This window comes from Oceanithermus profundus DSM 14977, assembly GCF_000183745.1.
Lineage (GTDB): Bacteria > Deinococcota > Deinococci > Deinococcales > Marinithermaceae > Oceanithermus > Oceanithermus profundus.
In genome coordinates this window covers 117,050-134,091 of the sequence record NC_014761.1, presented here as the reverse complement: position 1 = coordinate 134,091, position 17,042 = coordinate 117,050, and the positions used below count along the sequence as shown (strand labels likewise).

Annotated in this window: 17 protein-coding genes and 1 tRNA gene; 3 read left to right on the top strand and 15 right to left on the bottom strand. The window is 71.5% G+C overall.

Annotated features, from left to right (window positions below):
- Position 1 precedes the first annotated feature (1 nt).
- Positions 2 to 751: a 5'/3'-nucleotidase SurE gene (gene surE, locus OCEPR_RS00645; protein ID WP_013456770.1), complete on the top strand. Its 750-nt coding sequence runs from the start codon at positions 2 to 4 to the stop codon at positions 749 to 751.
- Here the strand turns inward: surE and OCEPR_RS00640 are convergent.
- Together OCEPR_RS00640 and OCEPR_RS00635 are read right to left on the bottom strand one after the other, a co-directional pair.
- The gene (locus tag OCEPR_RS00640; protein WP_013456769.1) at positions 748 to 1,530 is read right to left on the bottom strand and encodes an SAM hydrolase/SAM-dependent halogenase family protein; all 783 of its coding nucleotides are present in this window, start codon (positions 1,528 to 1,530) and stop codon (positions 748 to 750) included. The two genes, surE and OCEPR_RS00640, sit on opposite strands and share 4 nt — an antisense overlap.
- Before the next feature lies 1 nt (position 1,531).
- The gene (locus OCEPR_RS00635; RefSeq protein WP_013456768.1) at positions 1,532 to 3,055 is read right to left on the bottom strand and encodes a tetratricopeptide repeat protein; all 1,524 of its coding nucleotides are present in this window, start codon (positions 3,053 to 3,055) and stop codon (positions 1,532 to 1,534) included.
- 81 nt (positions 3,056 to 3,136) lie between these two features.
- Between OCEPR_RS00635 and OCEPR_RS00630 the strand changes: the two genes are divergently transcribed.
- On the top strand, positions 3,137 to 3,817 hold the full coding sequence (locus OCEPR_RS00630) for a hypothetical protein (RefSeq protein ID WP_013456767.1): 681 nt from the start codon (positions 3,137 to 3,139) through the stop codon (positions 3,815 to 3,817).
- 3 nt (positions 3,818 to 3,820) lie between these two features.
- Here the strand turns inward: OCEPR_RS00630 and OCEPR_RS00625 are convergent, their stop codons facing one another.
- The 13 genes from OCEPR_RS00625 to OCEPR_RS00565 form a co-directional block, all read right to left on the bottom strand.
- Positions 3,821 to 4,627 (bottom strand): hypothetical protein, encoded by an 807-nt coding sequence (locus tag OCEPR_RS00625; RefSeq protein ID WP_013456766.1) that lies wholly within the window; start codon positions 4,625 to 4,627, stop codon positions 3,821 to 3,823.
- 18 nt (positions 4,628 to 4,645) lie between these two features.
- Positions 4,646 to 5,101, bottom strand: a complete 456-nt coding sequence (locus OCEPR_RS00620; protein WP_041554322.1) for an arsenate reductase ArsC — start codon at positions 5,099 to 5,101, stop codon at positions 4,646 to 4,648.
- An 84-nt stretch (positions 5,102 to 5,185) separates the two neighbouring features.
- Positions 5,186 to 5,260: transfer RNA gene (locus OCEPR_RS00615), tRNA-Thr, on the bottom strand.
- 91 nt (positions 5,261 to 5,351) lie between these two features.
- Positions 5,352 to 6,500, bottom strand: coding sequence for a BMP family ABC transporter substrate-binding protein (locus OCEPR_RS00610; protein ID WP_013456764.1), 1,149 nt, complete (start codon positions 6,498 to 6,500; stop codon positions 5,352 to 5,354).
- A gap of 16 nt (positions 6,501 to 6,516) precedes the next feature.
- Positions 6,517 to 7,377: an ABC transporter permease gene (locus tag OCEPR_RS00605; protein ID WP_013456763.1), complete on the bottom strand. Its 861-nt coding sequence runs from the start codon at positions 7,375 to 7,377 to the stop codon at positions 6,517 to 6,519.
- Positions 7,377 to 8,465, bottom strand: coding sequence for an ABC transporter permease (locus OCEPR_RS00600; RefSeq protein WP_013456762.1), 1,089 nt, complete (start codon positions 8,463 to 8,465; stop codon positions 7,377 to 7,379). Before OCEPR_RS00600 ends, OCEPR_RS00605 begins: the two co-directional genes overlap by 1 nt.
- Complete coding sequence (locus OCEPR_RS00595; protein ID WP_013456761.1) at positions 8,462 to 9,958, bottom strand: ABC transporter ATP-binding protein; 1,497 nt, start codon at positions 9,956 to 9,958, stop codon at positions 8,462 to 8,464. The genes OCEPR_RS00600 and OCEPR_RS00595 overlap by 4 nt, the downstream gene beginning before the upstream one ends.
- Positions 9,959 to 10,051: 93 nt before the next feature.
- Positions 10,052 to 11,167 carry a type IV pilus twitching motility protein PilT gene (locus tag OCEPR_RS00590; protein ID WP_013456760.1) on the bottom strand — a complete coding sequence of 372 codons (1,116 nt, stop codon included), beginning with the start codon at positions 11,165 to 11,167 and terminating at the stop codon, positions 10,052 to 10,054.
- Positions 11,168 to 11,178: 11 nt separating this feature from the next.
- Positions 11,179 to 13,830 (bottom strand): type II/IV secretion system protein, encoded by a 2,652-nt coding sequence (locus OCEPR_RS00585; RefSeq protein WP_013456759.1) that lies wholly within the window; start codon positions 13,828 to 13,830, stop codon positions 11,179 to 11,181.
- A gap of 80 nt (positions 13,831 to 13,910) precedes the next feature.
- Positions 13,911 to 14,444, bottom strand: coding sequence for a YqeG family HAD IIIA-type phosphatase (locus tag OCEPR_RS00580; protein WP_013456758.1), 534 nt, complete (start codon positions 14,442 to 14,444; stop codon positions 13,911 to 13,913).
- Between the two features lie 10 nt (positions 14,445 to 14,454).
- Positions 14,455 to 15,192: a peptidoglycan editing factor PgeF gene (gene pgeF, locus OCEPR_RS00575; protein ID WP_013456757.1), complete on the bottom strand. Its 738-nt coding sequence runs from the start codon at positions 15,190 to 15,192 to the stop codon at positions 14,455 to 14,457.
- Positions 15,189 to 15,512 (bottom strand): nucleotide pyrophosphohydrolase, encoded by a 324-nt coding sequence (locus OCEPR_RS00570; RefSeq protein WP_013456756.1) that lies wholly within the window; start codon positions 15,510 to 15,512, stop codon positions 15,189 to 15,191. The genes pgeF and OCEPR_RS00570 overlap by 4 nt, the downstream gene beginning before the upstream one ends.
- Complete coding sequence (locus OCEPR_RS00565) at positions 15,509 to 16,567, bottom strand: M42 family metallopeptidase (protein WP_013456755.1); 1,059 nt, start codon at positions 16,565 to 16,567, stop codon at positions 15,509 to 15,511. Before OCEPR_RS00565 ends, OCEPR_RS00570 begins: the two co-directional genes overlap by 4 nt.
- Positions 16,568 to 16,598: 31 nt before the next feature.
- Between OCEPR_RS00565 and mgsA the strand changes: the two genes are divergently transcribed.
- On the top strand, positions 16,599 to 16,976 hold the full coding sequence (mgsA, locus tag OCEPR_RS00560; protein ID WP_013456754.1) for a methylglyoxal synthase: 378 nt from the start codon (positions 16,599 to 16,601) through the stop codon (positions 16,974 to 16,976).
- The last annotated feature ends 66 nt before the right edge of the window (positions 16,977 to 17,042 follow it).

The following is a 17,042-nucleotide window of genomic DNA, read 5'->3' as shown; positions in this document are numbered from 1 at the left end:
TATGAAGATCCTCGTCACCAACGACGACGGCATATTCTCTCCGGGCATCAAGGCGCTGGCCCGGGCCATGAGCGCGCTGGGCGAGGTCTACGTGGTGGCCCCCGACGTGGAGCAGTCGGCGGTGGGCCACGGCATCACCGTGCGCCGGCCGCTGCGCTTCAAGCACACCGCGGCGGCGGGGCTGGACCCGATCCCGGCCTACCGCGTGGACGGCACCCCCGCCGACTGCGTGGTCCTGGGGGTGCACCTGCTGGGCCGGCCCGACCTGGTCGTCAGCGGCATCAACATCGGGGTGAACCTGGGCCTCGACCTCACCCACTCGGGCACGGTGGCCGGGGCGATCGAGGGCACCTCGATCGGGATCCCCTCCATCGCCTTCAGCCTCGACGTGGGCAGCCGCAACGGGATGGACTTCGAACCCGGCGCCGCCGAGGCGGTGCGCATCGCCCGCTGGGTGGCCGAGCACGGCCTGCCCGAGAAGGTGTTCCTGAACGTCAACTTCCCGGTGAACGCGCCCAGGGGGGTGCGCATCACCGAGCTCTCGACCCACCACTACGAGGACACGGTCGTCGAACGCGTGGACCCGAACGGCGTGCCCTACTACTGGATCGCGGGCAAGCCCACGGGCAGCGAGGACCCGGGAACCGACCTCTGGGCGGTGCGCGACGGGTACACCTCGATCACCCCCATCAGCCTCGACCTCGCGGAGCACGGCTTCATGCCCGCGCTGCGCGCGGCCTTCGAGGGCTAGTCGAGCTCGAGCGGCGGGGGCTCCTCCTCGGGCCCGTGCAGGCTCACCGCCGCGCCCTCGAAGAGCTTGAACTTTTCGCGCAGGGAACCGCCGCGAATGGCGATCTCCACCAGCCCCGACGAGCCCAGGTAGGCCACGGCCTCGCCTTCGGGCACGTCGGCGAAGGTGGTGCGGAACGGGATGCGCCGGCCCGCCAGGTGCACGGCCTCGGGCCGCTGCGACGGCCGCAGGTTGCTGATGGCGTTGCCGAAGCGGTCGAAGGCGATCACCTCTCCTTCGCGCCCCGCCGCCGTGGCCAGGGGCAGGCGCACCAGCTCCCCCACGTCGAGCCGCGGCCCCAGCGCGTCCGGCGGCTGCCCCAGCGCCAAGTGCGCGGCCGCGGGGGCGAAGAGGTCGCGGCCGTGAAAGGTGGGGCTCACGGGTCCGGGGGCGAAGCGCCGGGGCTCGAGCACCCAGGCCGCGCGGGGCGGGTCGAGCTCGGCGGCCAGCGTGAGCAGCCCGTTGTCGGGCAGCACGTACCACAGGCGCTCGCCGCGCACGGCCAGGGCCCGGCGGTCCGAGCCCACCCCCGGGTCCACCACCGCGAGCACCACGCCCCCCTCCGCGAGGTGGGGCACGGCCGCATAAAGCTGCAGCGCGGCGTGGCGCAGGTCCCCCGGCGGCAGGTCGTGGGCCAGGTCCACCACCCGCACCCCGGGGGCGCGGCGCACCAGCACCGCCCGCACCACCCCTGCGAAGACGTCGGCGGTGCCGAAGTCGGACAGGAAGTAGACGGTCATCTCAGAAGAAGGCGCGCGCCCAGGGCACGTACCCCGCGCCGAGGAGCAGCACGCCCAAAACGAGCCAGCCCACCATCACCGGCAGCAGGCCGCGCATCCGCAGGTAGATCAGCATTGCGCCGGCGGCCACGACCCACCACAGCAGCACCGGGGCCAGCAGGAAGAGGCCGGCCACCAGCACCGCGAAGACCGGGGCCAGCCCGGCGCCGTAGCGGGCCTGCAGCGCCGCCGGCAGGCGCACCCGCAGCAGCGGCTCGGCCAGCGCCAGCGCCGCCAGCGCCAGCGCCCCCAGGGGCAGCAGCGGGTTGAAGGGCACCGGGCCCAGCCAGGCGGTGCGGCCGCTCAACCAGGCGTAGCCGAGCACCAACGCGAGCAGCAGCACCCCCACCCAGAGGCCTTCGAGCCAGCTCTCGCGCCGACCCAGCGGGGAGGCCGCACCCTCCTCGGCGGGGCGCAACGCACCCCAGCCCAGCGCCCCCGCCACCAGCGCGGCGACGAGGAAGAAGACCGGCCGCACCACCTGCGCCTGCACCGGGGTGAAGGCCGCGAGCCAGTTGTGGTACAGGTACCAGCCCAGCCCCACGGCCGCCGCGGCGCCCAGCAGCCAGGCGAGCAACAGCGCCCCGTAGACGCGGCCCACGCCCCAGGCGTGGTCGGTGCGCACCTCCAGGGTGCTGATGGGTTCGATGCGGCTCTCGCCGTAAAGGTGGAGCCCCACGAGCAGCACCAGCCCGAGCAGCCACAGCCAGCCGGCGCGCAGCAGCTCGGCCACCAGGTTGACCCGCCCCGAGAGCTGGTCCAGGGTCAGGCCGCCGCGCCGGGTGTCGCCCATGCCGTAGTAGACGCGCGCCAACGTGGCCAGCGCCTCGGTGTAGCGGGGGTCGGCGCTGGAGAGCTCCGCGAGCGCCCGCTCCAGCGTCTGGGCCGCCTCGGGAAGCTCGCCCGCGGTCCAGAGCAGCCGCCCCTTGAGCACGAGCAGGTCGGGCCCCTCCACCTGGCCCAGCTCCTCGAGCGCCGCGGTCGGCCGCCCCATCCGTTCGAGCAGCCGCGCCGCGTCGACGCGGGCGCGGGCCTCGCCCAGCACCGCCGCCTCGCGGTAGGCCTCGAGCGCGTCCGTGAAGCGGCCCACCGCCTCGTAGGCCCGCCCCTTGACCCACGCGGCTTCGGGCCCGGGGACGAACTCGACCAGGCCCAGCGCCTCGGCGGGCCGGCCCTTGGCCAGCAGGTAGCGCGCCTCCAGGGTGCGCGTCACCAGGTCGTCGGGGGCGAGGCGCTTGAGGCGCTCGAGCAGGTCGCCGGCGTCCTCGAGGTTGCCCTCGTCCAGGTGCACCCGCACGAGCAGCTTCAGCGCGGGCACGTACTCGGGGTCGGCCACGAGCGCGAGCTCGCAGGCGGCGCGCGCCCCCGCCAGCACCTGCTCGTCGTAGAGGGTGCGGCATTGCGCGTAATACTCCGCCGGACCGGGGTTGAACTGAGCCCAGGCGAGGGTCAGCAACAACCCCGCAAATCCTAATATCCAACGCATACCTAAACTCTAGCACGGGCCTTCTCCGGTTCCGGGTAGCCGTCTTGCTACAATGGGACCGTTCAAACCCTGGAGGTGTCTATGAAAAAGTTTCTGGCCCTAGTTGCGCTCCTCTTCGCCATCGCCTGGGCGAACCCCGCCACCCTCATCGACGAAGGCCGCTTCCAGCAGGCCTACGAGGAGGCCCTGGCGCAGGGCACGGCCACGGCCTACGCCCTCGCCGCCAAGGCCGCCAGCTACTACGCAGGGTACGTGGCCTCCACGGGCAAGGACAAGGAGGCCTGGTTCTCCAAGGCCGAGGCGGCGGCCAAGAAGGCCATCGCCGCCGACCCCGGCTACCCCGAGGGCTACTTCGAGCTCGCGCGCGCCCAGGGCCGCCTCTCGCAGTACCGCGGCATCCTCGCCAGCCTCAACCTGGCCAGCTCGGTGCGCGACAACCTCAAGAAGGCCCTCGAGCTCGACCCCAAGCACGACAGCGCGCTGGTGGCGCTGGCGCTTTGGAACCTCGAGCTCGCCCAGAAGGGCGTGGGCTGGATGTACGGGGCGAGCATCAAGCGGGTCGAGCCGCTGTTCCAGGAGGCCATCGCGCTCAACCCCACCGCGATCGCGCACCGCCTCGAATACGGCGGCGCCCTGATCCGGCTCAAGAAGCCGGAGCGGGCGCGGGAACAGCTCGAAAAGGCGCTGGAGCTCCCGGCGCGCACCTGGGTGGACCGGGCCGATCAGGAAAAGGCGCGGGCCCTGCTGGAAAGCCTAAAGTAGCGCTCAGCGGCCGAGGCGCTCGAGCCGGCCCGCGACCCGCAGCACCCGGTCGAGGCTGAGCTCGGGCACCTCGGCGAAGCTGCTCAGGTAGCCGCGCACGAAGGCGCCCGCCTCGGTGGGCACCCCGGCGCGTCCGCAGACGATCGCCGCCACCGACCCCGCCTCGAAGCGGCCGCTGATCGCGTCGGGGGGCGGGCGGTCCTCCAGGTCACACCCCTCACACCCACCGAGGTGGCCCAGGAAGAAGCGGGCCAGCTCGTAGACGAGCGTCGCGTAGCGCGCGGCGTCGTCCGCCTCCTCCAGCTGGATGACGAACCGCCCCTCCCCCCGGCGCAGCCGCCCCGGGGGTTCGGGGCCGAAGAGCGGCCCCGTCACCTCCACCCCCAGGGCGCGCACCCGCAGCGTCAAGGCCTCGAGCGCCGCGCGCACGTCCGCGGCGGCCGGCGGCGGCTCCGGCGGCGGCGGCCCCTCGGTCTCGGCCACGTCGAAGACGAAGCGCAGCGGACCGCCGGGGTGCAGGAGCAGCGCCGGCTGGGCGTCCGCGCGCACCCGGCGCCCCAGCGTCCGCCACTCGGCGGCCGTCCGCACCTGGGTGGCCCCGGGTTTTTGCAGGTGCAAGAGGGCGGCGTTGTAGGGGGAGAGGTCGCGCATGCGGATCACGAAGTCGAGCAGCGCGCCGAAGGCCGGGCTCGAGCGGTAGCGCTCGGCCAGCCGGCCCAACTGGTCGAAGGCGCGCAGCTCGGCCAGGCGCTCGGCCTCGTCCTCGCGCGGCGCCGGGTTCCACTCGGGAAACAACGGGTCCTGGTGCACGGCGGCGGGTCCTCCCGCCTATTCTACGCCCGCCGCGCGCCGCAGCTCGGCCTCTTCGGGCCAGCGCCCCGCCGCCAGCGCCCGCGCCAGCGCTGCGCTCATCCGCCCCGCGGCGTCGCGCACCCGCCGCCACTCGGCCAGCTCCCGGCCCGACGGGTCGGGCAGGCCCACGTGCAGCCGCCGCGTGCGCGCCGGGTAGGCGGGGCAGGCCTCCGCGGCAGCGTCGCAGACGGTGAGCACCAGGTCGAAGTCCCAGGGGTCGGGCAGCTCGTCCAGCGCCTTGGAGCGGTGGCCCGTGAGGTCCACGCCCACCTCGGCCATCACCCGCACCGCCTCGGGCTTGACCCGGGTGCGCTCGGTGCCCGCCGACCAGACCTCGGCCGCCACCCCCGCCTCGGCCAAGTGGCGCCGCAACCAGCCCTCCATCATCTGGCTGCGGGCGGAGTTGTGGGTGCAGAGCACGAGCAGGCGCAGGGCGGGCTTCACGCCCTCATCATCGCAGAACCGCGTCAGGGGAGTTTCACGAAATGGAAAGGACGGCCGCAGCCGTCCGGGTTCTGGAGCCAGCGGCCGGATTTGAACCGGCGACCTACCGCTTACGAGGCGGTTGCTCTACCGCTGAGCTACGCTGGCGCGCAGCAAGCCTAAGTATAGGCAATCCCGCCGCCGGCTGTCCAGAAAAAGGGCCGGGCGTCGCCCGGCCCTATGCACATCGCACAAAAGGCTACTTCGGTTCGTTGGGCCAGGGGCCCTTGATCCCCGGCGCCGCCCACTCCATGGTCTCGAGCTCGTGCTTGGTGAGCCGCAGCCCCGCGGGCACGCGCAGCTTGCCCTGGCGGTCCTCGATCGGCCCCTGGAAGGGGTCGAAGGCCAGCTCCACGTCGCTCATCAGCGCCAGCTCCTTCATCACCAGGTCGTAGACGCTGATCTCGCCGAAGACGGGGTGGTCCACCTTCTTGGCCTTGAGCGCGCCCGCGAACTTGGGGTTCACCGGCTCGCCGTACTCGCCGCCCAGCTCCACCGCGCCCTGGGGCAGGAGCCACCAGTAGTCCACGTCCTGCAGGTTTTTACTGGTATAGACGCCGGCGTAGACCTTGGCCAGGAAGTCGATGTAGATCTTCTCCCAGTGCACCAGCTGCCCGCTCACCACCTGATCCGGCGCGAAGCGCTTCATCGGCGAGTAGTGGCTGAAGCTGGGCAGGCCCTTCTTGGCCGCCACCTGGATCACCGTGGGGGTGTCCTCGGTAAAGGCGAAGACGTCGGCCCCCTCGGCGATCAGCGCCTCGGTCGCCTCCTTGGCGGCGGCGGGGTTGTACCACTCGTAGATCCAGCGCACCAGCACCTCGGCGTCGGGGTTGACGGCGCGCACCCCCAGCGCGAAGGCGCTGATGTGGCGCTTCAGCTCGGGGATGGGGAAGGCGCCCACGTAACCGACCTTGCCCGACTTGGTCAGCGCCCCGGCCATCAGGCCGTTGAGGTAGTAGAGCTGGTAGAAGTCGGCCATGTAGGTGGCCACGTTGGGGGCGCGCTTGAACCCGGTGGCGTGCGCGAAGATCACGTCCGGATGCTTTTTGGCCGCGGCCAGGACGCTGTCCATGTAACCGAAGCTGGTGGCGAAGATCACCTCGCAACCCTGCTTCACGAGCCGGTCGATGTAGGCCTCCGCCTGCGCCTCGGGCACGCTTTCCACGTACTGCGTCTCCAGCCAGGGGAGCGCCTTCTCCGCCGCGATCCGCCCCTGGTCGTGGGCGTGGCTCCAGCCGTAGTCGCCCACCGGCCCCACGTAGATCCAGCACGCCTTGAGCTTGTCCCCCTGGGCAAAGCCGAACGCGCCCAGGAGCACCACCAACAACGCCAAGAACCCTTTCCGCATAGACCTTCCTCCCCTGCTACCTTCGTTCCCCACGTACGTAGGGGATTCCCAGCGCCTCGGGGGCCCCCGACGGACCCCGCCTGAGGGCGCTCAGGGACAGGACCACCACCACGAACAGGTAGGGCATTGCCTTGAGGAACTCGGGCGACACCACCGCCTGCAAGCGGTAGGAGAGGTGGTAGAGCGCGCCGAACAAGAGCGCCGCGCCCACCGCCTTGAGCGGGTGCCAGGCCGCGAAGATCGCGAGCGCCACCGCGATCCAGCCCAGCCCCGAGGTGATGCCGTCGGCCCAGCTGGGCCGGTAGGCCAGCGAAAGAAAGGCCCCGGCGAGGCCCGCCATCGCCCCGCCGAAGACGACCGCGCCGTAGCGCACCGCGTAGACGTTGATCCCCATCGCGTCCACGGTCTCGGGGTTCTCGCCGGCGCTGCGCAGGACCAGGCCGCCGAAGGTGTGGCGCAGGAAGAACCACAGCCCCACGGCCAGCGCCAGCGCCGCCGCGACGAAGCCGGCCTCGGGGAGGGGGTGGGCCAGCGGCGCGCCCTCGTAGGGCTTGCCCAGCAGCCCCGAGAGCCCAAGGCCCAGCATGGTGAGCGCCAGGCCCGCCACGTACTGGTTGGCGCGCAGCGTGATCGAGGCGACGGCGAAGGGCAGCGCGATGAACGCCCCCACCAGCACCGCCGCGAGCAGCCCCAGGTAGGGGTTGCCGCTCGACTGCGCGACCGCGAAGGCGGCCAGCGCCCCCACGGCCATCATTCCCTCGACCCCCAGGTTGACGACCCCGCTGCGCTCGGCGTAGATCTCGCCCAGACCCGCGAGCAGGATCGGCGTCCCGAAGGCGAGCGCCCGCACCAGCGTGGTCCAGATCCAGTCCTCCATCAACGCTCCTTTCGCGCCGGGGCCCAGCGCACCCGGTAGTAGAGCAGGCGTTCGGTCGAGATCAGGAAGAAGAGGATCAGCCCGTTGAAGACGTCGGTAACCCGGAAGGGCATCTGCAGCGCGATCTTCATCGCGTCGCCGCTGGCGAAGACGAGGCCCATGAAGAGTGCGGTGAGCACCGCGCCCAGGGGGTTCCCCCGCGCCAGCCAGGCGACGATGATCGCGGTGTAGCCGTAGCCCAGCGAGATCTGGTAGGCCCCCAGCAGGCGGCCGTGCACCCCCGCCACCTCGCCCACGCCGGCCAGGCCCGCGAGCCCCCCGGAGGCGAGGGCCACCCCGAAGATGACCCAGAAGACGGGCATGCGGGCGTAGCGGGCGGCCTCGGGGTTGTCGCCGGTGACCCGCACGGGGTAGCCCCACACGGTGCGCGCGAGCACGAACCAAGCCGCCACCGCGAGCAGCAGCGCCAGCAGCAGCGTGGGCCAGTGCACGTAGGTGCCGGGGAGGAGCGGCAGCATCGCCGCCTCCGGGAAGCGGTCGGTGTAGGCGAAACCGAAGGCGGTGAGTCCGCGCCAGGGTCCGTGGATCAACCACTCCACCAGGTAGACCGCGACGTAGTTGAGCATCAGGGTGGTGAGCACGTCGTTCACGCCCAGGCGCAGCTTGAGCAGCGCCGGCACCGCCGCCCAGAGCCCGCCCGCGGCGAAGCCCGCCAGGAACATCGCCGGCAGCTTGAGCGCGTCGGGCAGCGGCACGAAGAGGGCCACCCCGGCGGCGGCCACCGCGCCGAGCAGGAGCTGCCCCTCGGCGCCAATGTTCCAGAACTGGCCGCGGAAGGCAAGGACCAGCCCCACGCCCGCGAGCAGCAGCGGAATCGCCCGGCGCACCCCTTCGGCGAAACCGCTGGGGCTCAGCAGGGTCTCGGTGAAGATCGTGCGGTAGGCCACCCAGGGGCTTACCCCGTAGGCCCAGAAGACCAGCCCCGCGGCCAGGAAGGCGAGCACCAGCGCCGCCGTGGAGACGGCGAGCACCCGCCCCGGCGGGGCGACGAGGTCCTTCTCGATCAGGAAGGGGCCGACCCGCCTCACGCCTCCACCCCCGCCATCCAAAGCCCGATGCGCTCACGGTCGGCCGCCTCCGCGGGCACCTCGCCCACGATGCGGCCCCCTTGGATTACGGCCACCCGGTCCGCGAGGGCGAGGACCTCGTCGAGGTCCTCGGAGACGAGCAGCACCGCCGCCCCGCCGCGGCTCTGCTCGATGAGCAGCTCGTGGACCAGCTCGGTCGCCCCCACGTCGAGGCCGTAGGTGGGGTGGACCGCGACGATCAGGGGCGGCTCCCCGTGGAGCTCGCGCGCGAGGATCAGCTTCTGCAGGTTGCCCCCGGAGAGCAGCCGCGCCGGCGTGTGGGGGTCGGGAGGGTCGATACGGTAGCGCGCGACCTGCTCGCGGGCGAAGGCGTAGACGGCGCGGCGGTCGATCAGCGGCCCGCGCGCGAAGGGGGGCCGGGCGTAGTCGTGCAGGATCAGGTTCTCGGCCAGGTCGAGGCCGCCGGCCACCCCCTGGCGGCGGCGGTCTTCGGGGATGTGGGCGATGCGCGCGCGTTGGCGGCTCCAGGGCGCCCGGCCGAGCACCCGCGCCTCGCCGCGCTCGGGGCGGCGCAGCCCCGTCACCACCTCGACGAGCTCGCGCTGGCCGCTGCCGGCCACGCCGGCCAGGCCCAGGATCTCGCCGGCGCGCACCCGCAGGTCGACGCCGCGCAACGCGGGCAGGCCGCGGTCGCTCGCGGCGTGCACCTCGGTGAGCTCGAGCACCACCTCCCCGGGCTGCGCCGGCGGCTTGCGGCGCTCGAAGCTGACCTGCCGCCCCACCATCATCCGCGCCAGCTCGGCCTTGTCGGCCTCCTCACGCGCGATCGTCCCCACCAGCCGCCCCTTGCGCAGCACGCTGATGCGGTCGGCCACCTCGAGCACCTCGTCGAGCTTGTGGCTGATGAAGATCACCGCCTCCCCCTCGGCGCGCATGCGGCGGATCACCTTGAACAGCTCGCGCGCCTCCTGGGGGGTGAGAACCGAGGTGGGCTCGTCGAGGACGAGCAGCCTCGCCCCCTGCAGCAGCGCGCGCACGATCTCCACCCGCTGCTTCTCGCCCTCGGAAAGCTGCCAGACGGGGGCGTGGGGGTCGAAGCGGAAGCCGTAGTGCCGCGTCAGCTCGGCGATGCGGGACTCGAGCCCGCGGGTGGGAAAGAGGAAGCCCCGGGGCATGCCCAGGGCCAGGTTCTCGAGCACCGTGTGCGCCCGCACCAGGAGCGGGTGCTGCGGCACCAGCCCGATCCCCAGGCGGATGGCCTCCTGGGGGGAGCGGATCCGCACCGGCCGCCCCTGCCAAAAAATCTCCCCCGCGTCGGGGGGGTAGAGGCCGTAGAGGAGGCTGACCAGGGTCGTCTTCCCGGCCCCGTTCTCGCCGAGCAGGGCGTGCACCTCCCCCGGACGCACCTCCAGGCTGACGCCGTCCACGGCTACCACGCCCGGAAAGCGCTTGGTAACGTGTTTTAGCGTGAGCAACGCGTTCGGCTCCGTCATAGGGGGCCACCGGCAGCGCCGGATGGCTTAATTATTCCCGCGGCCCCGGAACGCGTCAACCCGTCGCGGCACCTTGCAGCCGCTCCCGATACGCTAGCGGCGGCGCGGGGTCGGGGTGCCGCCGGGCACGCTGCTCCCCGCGCCCACGCCGGCCAGGCGGGTAAACTCCTTGGGGTCGACGGCGCGCGAGAGCGCGGTCTCGTAGGAGAGCACCTTGCGCCGGTAGAGGTCGGCCAGGTGGGCGTCCATCGTGATCATGCCGAACTGCCCGCCGGTCTGGATCACGCTGGTGAGCTGGTGGCTCTTGCCCTCGCGGATCAGCGCCCGCACCGCCGGGGTGGCCACCATCAGCTCGTAGGCGAGCACGCGGCCGTCGCCGAAGGCCTTGGGCAGCAGCTGCTGGGTGAGCACGGCCACCAGGTTGTTGGAAAGCTGCACCCGCACCTGCTCCTGCTGGTTCTGCGGGAAGACGTCGATGATGCGGTCGATCGTCTCGGGCGCCGAGTTGGTGTGCAGGGTGCCCATGACCAGGTGGCCGGTCTCCGCGGCGGTGATCGCGGCCGAGATCGTGTCGTAGTCGCGCATCTCGCCGACCAGGATCACGTCGGGCGCCTGGCGCAGCACGCTGCGCAGCGCCTCGTGGAAGCCCTGGGTGTCCGTGCCCACCTCGCGCTGGTTGATGATCGACATCTTGTGCTTGTGGAAGAACTCGATCGGGTCCTCGATGGTGACGATGTGGGCCCGGCGGTTCTCGTTGATGTAGTCGAGCATCGCCGCCAGCGTGGTCGACTTGCCCGAACCCGTGGGCCCGGTCACCAGCAGCAGCCCGCGGGGGCTGAGCGCCAGCTCGCCGATGTTCTTGGGCAGGCCCAGCTCGTCGAAGGACTTGATCACCGTCGGCACCACGCGCAACACCCCGCCCACGGAGCCGCGCTGAAAAAAGACGTTGACGCGGAAGCGGCCGCTGCCCGGAAGGCTGAAGGAGAAGTCGAGCTCCTTCGACTCCTCGAACTGCCGCTGCTGCTTCTCGTCCATCAGCGCGTACATCAGCTTGCGGGTGTCCTGGGGGGTGAGCGGCTCGTACTCGGTGGGGTGGAACTCGCCGTCGATCTTGACCATCGGCGGCAGCGCCACCGTGATGACCAGGTCGGAGGCCTCCCGCTCCACCGACAGCTTGAGAAGATCGACGATGTCCGGAACCTTCTGCATCCTTGCCTCCCTTACTCGATCGTGCGGGCCATGACCTCTTCCAGCGTGGTGATGCCCTGCATGGCCTTGTAGATGCCGTCCTCGCGCAGCGTCTTCATCCCCTTGCTGCGTGCGAGTTCCTTGATCTCGGTGGCCGACTTGCCCTCGACGATGGCCCGGCGGATCTCGTCGTCGATGACCATCAGTTCGTGGATGGCGTAGCGCCCCTTGTAGCCGGTGCCGTTGCAGCGCTCGCAGCCGACGCCGCGGTAGAGGGTGACGTCCTTGAACTCCTTCTCGTCGAGGTTGAGGCGCCGCAGCACCGAGGGGTCGGGCTCGACCTCGACCTTGCAGTGGTCGCAGACCTTGCGCACCAGGCGCTGGGCCAGCACGCCGATCAGCGAGGCCGAGATGTTGAAGAGCTCGACGCCCATCTCGTCGAGGCGGGTGATCGCGCCGGCGGCGTCGTTGGTGTGCAGGGTGGCGATGACCAGGTGGCCGGTGAGCGCGGCCTCGGTGGCGATCTGCGCGGTCTCCGAGTCGCGGATCTCACCGACCATGATGATGTCCGGATCCTGGCGCAGGAAGGCGCGCAGGGCGCGGGCGAAGTCGAGGCCCGCGGCCATGTTCACCTGGGTCTGGTTGATGCCGGGGATCTCGTACTCCACCGGGTCCTCGATCGTGGTCGTGTTCTTGTCGGGGGTGGCCACCCGCTTGAGGATCGAGAAGGTAGTGAACGACTTACCCGAACCGGTGGGGCCGGTGATCAGGAAGATGCCGTAGGGCTTGCTGATGACCTCCTGGAAGCGCTCGAAGACGTCGGGGGCGAAGCCCAATCCCTCGATCTCGGGGATCTCGGTGGCCTTGCGCAAGAGGCGCATCACCGACTTCTCGCCGTAGACCGTGGGCAGCGTGGAAAGGCGCAGGTCGAGGTCGATGCTGCGGTCCTTGAAGCGCACGCGGCCGTCCTGGGGCAGGCGGCGCTCGGCGATGTCGAGGTTGCCCATGATCTTGATGCGGCTGGCGATGGCCGGGGCCGCGCCCTTGGGCAGGCGCATGTACTCGCGCAGCGCGCCGTCGATGCGGATGCGCACGATCACGTCGGCCTCGCGCGGCTCGATGTGGATGTCCGAGGCGTCCTGCAGGTAGGCCTCGCGGATGATGGTGTTGACGAGCCGCACCACCGCGTTGTCGTCGAGGTCGGTGGAGACCTCCTCTTCCTCGCGGTGCTTGTGGGCGAACTCCTTGGTCAGCTCGTCGAGGTCGCCGCTCGAGCCGTAGAAGCGCTCGATCAGCTTGACGATCTGCTCCTCGGCGGCCACCGCGGGGATGATCTCGCGCTTGGTGAAGACCCGCAGGTCGTCGATCGCCCAGATGTTGCGCGGGTCCTTCATCAGCACCACCAGGGCGTCGCCTTCGAGGTGGTGCGGGAAGACCGTGTAGCGGCGCACCGTATTCTCGCCCACCAGGTGCAGCACGCTGGGGTCGGGCGGGTTCTCCACGGGGTCAATGTAGTCGTAGCCCAGCTGGATGGCCAGGCTCTGGGCCAGCATCTCGGGGTTGATCTTGCCCGACTGGACCAGGGTGTCCTCGAGGCGGCCGCCGCCGGCGCGCTGCTTCTTGAGGGCTTCTTCCACGTCCTCGGCGGAGACGTAGCCGAGCTCGACGAGAACCTCGCCCAGCGGCCGCGCCTTGCCCAGGCGCTCCTGGACCTTGAGCGCCTGCCGCAGGCTGTCGCGGTCGAGCTTGCCGTCCTGGACGAGCGACTCGCCCAGGCGGCCCGAGCCCGGGTAGGCGCGGGCGAAGAGCTTTTCCCACTCCTCGGGCAGGGTGAGGACGAACTTCACCCGCTTGCCCAGCAGGCTCTCGACGGCCTGCTTGTGGCGCAGGTCGGAGACGACGACGCGCACGCTCTTGCGCCCCTGCTGGACGGGGATCGCGTGGTAGCGCAGCGCGTCGGTGCGCAGGAAGAGGTTGGCGGTGTCGCGGTCGACCTCGACCTTGTCGGTGCTCGGTAGGAACTCGGCCCCTTCCTGCTCGGCCAGGGCCTGGTAGAGGTCGATCTCCTGGATCAGCCCCTTGCCGACGAGGATGCGGCCCAGCAGCTCGCCGGTCTGCTCCTGCTCGACCAGGGCCTGCTCGAGCGCCTCCCGCTGGATCAGCCCCTTCTGCAACAGCAGCTCGCCCAGGCGCATCTCGTGCTCCTGGATCGGCGAGGGGGGCGGCGGGGTCTCGAGCCCCAGCTCGGGGTAGTTGACCGCCAGCGCGTACTCGAACGAGGGCCGGAGCACCTGGTAGGGCTCGACGAGCATCTCGGTGAGGTCCTCCACCTCGTCGACGCGCAGGGTGTCGAGGGGGTTGGTGAAGGCGACGCGCAGGGTGTCGCCCTCGAGGGCGAAGGGGATGGCCTCGAGCTCCCGCGCCTTTTCCGCGGGCAGCTTGGCCCGCGCCTCGGGCGGGATCTCCACCTCGTGCAGGTTGACCAGAGGAATCCCGAAGGCTTCTTCGATCACCTGGGCCATGCGCTGCTCCGAGAGCAGCCCCATGTCCACGATCACCTCGGCCAACGAGCCCCCGATTTCGCGGTGCCGTTCCAGGGCACGCTGCAAATCCTCGTCCTTCAAGTGGCCGAGTTCAATAAGTGCGGCGCCGAGCCGCTTATCGCCAATCGTCAATACGCTCATCGGTTTCCTCCAGCCGAATCCGGGCTACACGCCTTCGCCTTGGCTCAAGTATAGTCGCCCGCTCCTGCTGCGTTCGTTTATTATTCACCGGATTCCGAGCGCTGTGCACCCCCGTTTTGGGGGCCTGGAACTCGCTCCAGGATGCGGCGTTCGAGGGCCCGCACCCAGCGCGTGTGCGGCAGCCCCTTCTTCGGCTCGATCGGCTCGACGAGCACGGAATAGGCCCCGATCAGGTTGGCGCCCAGCACGTCGGTGAAGAGCTGGTCGCCGGCCACGGCCACCTCGCGCGGCGCGAGGCCCATCCGCCGCACCGCCCGGCGTAGGCTCCAGGGGAAGGGCTTGCCCGCGAGGCCCCAGCCCTCCAACCCCAGCGACCGCGCCCAGGCGCGGGTGCGCCCCGGCTTGGCGTTGGAGACGATGAAGACGGGGATCCCCGCCTCGGCGAGCGCGCGGTTCCACGCGGCCAGCTCGCCCTCCGCCGGCGGGCGGACGCCGTAGGGCACCAGGGTGTTGTCCAGGTCCACCACGAGGCCGCGAAGCCCTCGCGCCGCCAACCACTCGGGGGTGAGCTCGGTCACGCGCCGCACGCGCGCCTTGGGCCACAAAAGCCGCATCGGCCCCAGCCTACCCCGGGCGCGGGGGCACCTGGATGAGGCCCCACATGCGCCCGCTCGCCGCCCCGTCGCGGCGGTAGGAGAAGAGCGCCGGGTCGCGGTAGGTGTCGCGCCCCGAGAAGGCGAGGTGCTCGAGCCCGATCCCCAGCGCCAGCGCCTGCCGGCGGATCGCGGTGGGCAGGTCGAGCCGCGCCCGCCCCGGCTCGGGGTCGGGGAGCACGGCGTCCTCGTAGCCCGCCGCGGCGAAGCGCTCCGCCAGCTCCGCCGAAACCTGGTAGCTGGGCCCGGCGATGCCCGGGCCCACGGCCAGGCGCAGCCGCGCCGGATCGGCGCCCAGCTCCGCCAGCCGCTCCACCCCCACGGCCAGGATGTTCCCCAGCACCCCGCGCCAGCCCGCGTGCAGCGCCGCCACCGCCCCGACGGCGGGGTCCTCCAGCAGGAGCGGGTAGCAGTCGGCCACGCTCACGGCGAGCACGAGCCCCGGCTCGGCGCTCACCAGCCCGTCGCCCTCCCACACTCCGGGCCCCTGCACCGCGTGCACGGCGGTGCCGTGCACCTGGCTGAGCCGCGCCAGCGGCGCGCCGCCGAAGGCGGCCCGCACCCGGCGGCGGTTCTCGGCCACGGCCGCAGGGTCGTCGCCGGTGGCGGTCGAGAGGTTGAGCGCCGCGTAGGGCCCGGTGCTCACGCCCCCGGCGCGGGTGGTGAAGCCGTGGGGCGCGGCAAGCAGGTCCAAGCGCAGGAGGTTCACGGCTGCTTGGGCGTCCAGCGGTCCGCGTCGCGCGCTTCGTACTTGGCCAGCGCCGCCAAGAAGGCCTCCTCCAGGTCGATGCCGTGGCTGTTGGCCATGCTGATGAGGACGAAGAGCAGGTCGGCCAGCTCCTCGGCCAGCTCGCCCGCGGCCTCGCCCGGCTTGGGCGTCTTGCCGTGGGCGTGGGCCAGCACCCGCGCCACCTCGCCGGTCTCCTCGGTGAGCCGCGCCAGCATGAGGAGCGGCGGGAAGTACCCCTCCTCGAAGCGGCCGATCCAGGCGTCCACGCGCCGTTGGGCTTCCTTCAGGGTCAGGCTCACTTCCGCACCAGCTCCGTAAGCGGCGCCGCGGCGTAGCGGGCCATCAGCTCCACGGTGTGCTCGACGTCGCCCAGGTCGATCATCTCGGAAGGCGAGTGCATGTAGCGGTTGGGCACGCTCACCACCGCGGCGGGCACGCCCTCGCGGGTGACGGCGATCTCGTCGGCGTCGGTGCCCGACCAGCGGCCGTGGGCCTCGAGCACGTAGGGGATCCCGTGCTCCGCGGCCAGCGCCCGCAGCCGCGCCAGCACCCCCGGGTGGGCGTAGGGCCCCACGGCCAGGCTGGGCCCCTTGCCCAGGGCCACCTCGCCGTGCCGCTTGGGGTCCACCCCGGGCTGCCGGCTGCAGTGGGTCACGTCCACCACCAGCGCGGTGTCGGGCTCGAGCCGGAAGGCGGCGGTGCGCGCGCCCCAGGCCCCGATCTCCTCCTGCACCGTGGCCACGGCCACCACCTCGGCCTCGCCGCCCAGCTCCTGGGCCCGGCGCAGCGCCTCGAGCGCCACGAAGGCGCCGATGCGGTTGTCGATGGCGCGGCTCACCACCCGCCGCCCCATCAGGTAGCGCAGCGGCTGGTCGATCACGCCCACGCTGCCCACCTCGAGCGCCTCCAGCGCCTCCTTCTTGTCCGCGGCGCCGACGTCGATCCAGACGTCCTTCAGCTTCACCGCCTTGCCGCGCTCGTCGGGCTCTAGGGCGTGGATGGGCTTGCGCCCCACCACGCCCAGCACCTGCCCCTTCCTGCCTAGAAAGCGCACCCGCTGGCCCACGAGCACCTGCGGGTCCCAGCCCCCCAGGGGTTCGACGTAGACGAAGCCCTCGTCGGAGACGTGGGTGACGATCAGGCCGATCTCGTCGATGTGCCCGGCCAGCATGATGCGCGGGCTCCCGCCGGGGCGGATGCGGGCGTAGCTGTTGCCGTGGGCGTCGCGCCAGACCTCGTCGGCGAAGGTCTCGGCCTCGCGCACCCAGACGCGCGCGGCCTCGTCCTCGAAGCCGCTCGGCCCCACCGCGCCCAGGAGTTCTTCGAAGAAGTTGAGGTTCAGTTCCGGTTTCATCGCCCCCAGTATAGGCAGGTAAGCTGAGCGTATGAAAAAGGCGCTGGCGCTGATCGCGCACGACAAGAAGAAGGCCGACTTGATCGCCTTCGCCAAGGACCACCGCGAGCTGCTGGCGCGCTTTCCGCTCGTCGCCACCGGCACCACCGGGAAGATGCTCGCCCAGAAGGCGGGGCTCGAGGTCGAGCGGGTGCAGTCGGGGCCGCTCGGAGGCGACCTCCAGATCGGCGCCCGCATCGCCGAGGACCGCATCCTCGCGGTGATCTTCTTCCGCGACCCCCTCACCGCCCAGCCCCACGAACCCGACGTGAGCGCATTGATGCGCATCTGCGACGTGCACGACGTGCCGCTGGCCACCAACCTGGCCGCGGCCGAGGCGGTGGTGGCGTGGCTCGAGGAGATGAGCTGAGCGCGCCGGCGCCGGCTTCTTGTGCAAGGCTTCCCGTGCTTTTCTGAACCGTTCGCAGCGCAAACG

Coding starts and splice junctions, on each gene's coding strand:
- surE (WP_013456770.1), top strand. CDS start 2: ATGAAGATCCTCGTCACCAACGACGACGGCATATTCTCTCCGGGCATC.
- OCEPR_RS00640 (WP_013456769.1), bottom strand. CDS start 1,530: ATGACCGTCTACTTCCTGTCCGACTTCGGCACCGCCGACGTCTTCGCA.
- OCEPR_RS00635 (WP_013456768.1), bottom strand. CDS start 3,055: ATGCGTTGGATATTAGGATTTGCGGGGTTGTTGCTGACCCTCGCCTGG.
- OCEPR_RS00630 (WP_013456767.1), top strand. CDS start 3,137: ATGAAAAAGTTTCTGGCCCTAGTTGCGCTCCTCTTCGCCATCGCCTGG.
- OCEPR_RS00610 (WP_013456764.1), bottom strand. CDS start 6,500: ATGCGGAAAGGGTTCTTGGCGTTGTTGGTGGTGCTCCTGGGCGCGTTC.
- OCEPR_RS00605 (WP_013456763.1), bottom strand. CDS start 7,377: ATGGAGGACTGGATCTGGACCACGCTGGTGCGGGCGCTCGCCTTCGGG.
- OCEPR_RS00595 (WP_013456761.1), bottom strand. CDS start 9,958: ATGACGGAGCCGAACGCGTTGCTCACGCTAAAACACGTTACCAAGCGC.
- OCEPR_RS00590 (WP_013456760.1), bottom strand. CDS start 11,167: ATGCAGAAGGTTCCGGACATCGTCGATCTTCTCAAGCTGTCGGTGGAG.
- OCEPR_RS00585 (WP_013456759.1), bottom strand. CDS start 13,830: ATGAGCGTATTGACGATTGGCGATAAGCGGCTCGGCGCCGCACTTATT.
- OCEPR_RS00580 (WP_013456758.1), bottom strand. CDS start 14,444: ATGCGGCTTTTGTGGCCCAAGGCGCGCGTGCGGCGCGTGACCGAGCTC.
- OCEPR_RS00565 (WP_013456755.1), bottom strand. CDS start 16,567: ATGAAACCGGAACTGAACCTCAACTTCTTCGAAGAACTCCTGGGCGCG.
- mgsA (WP_013456754.1), top strand. CDS start 16,599: ATGAAAAAGGCGCTGGCGCTGATCGCGCACGACAAGAAGAAGGCCGAC.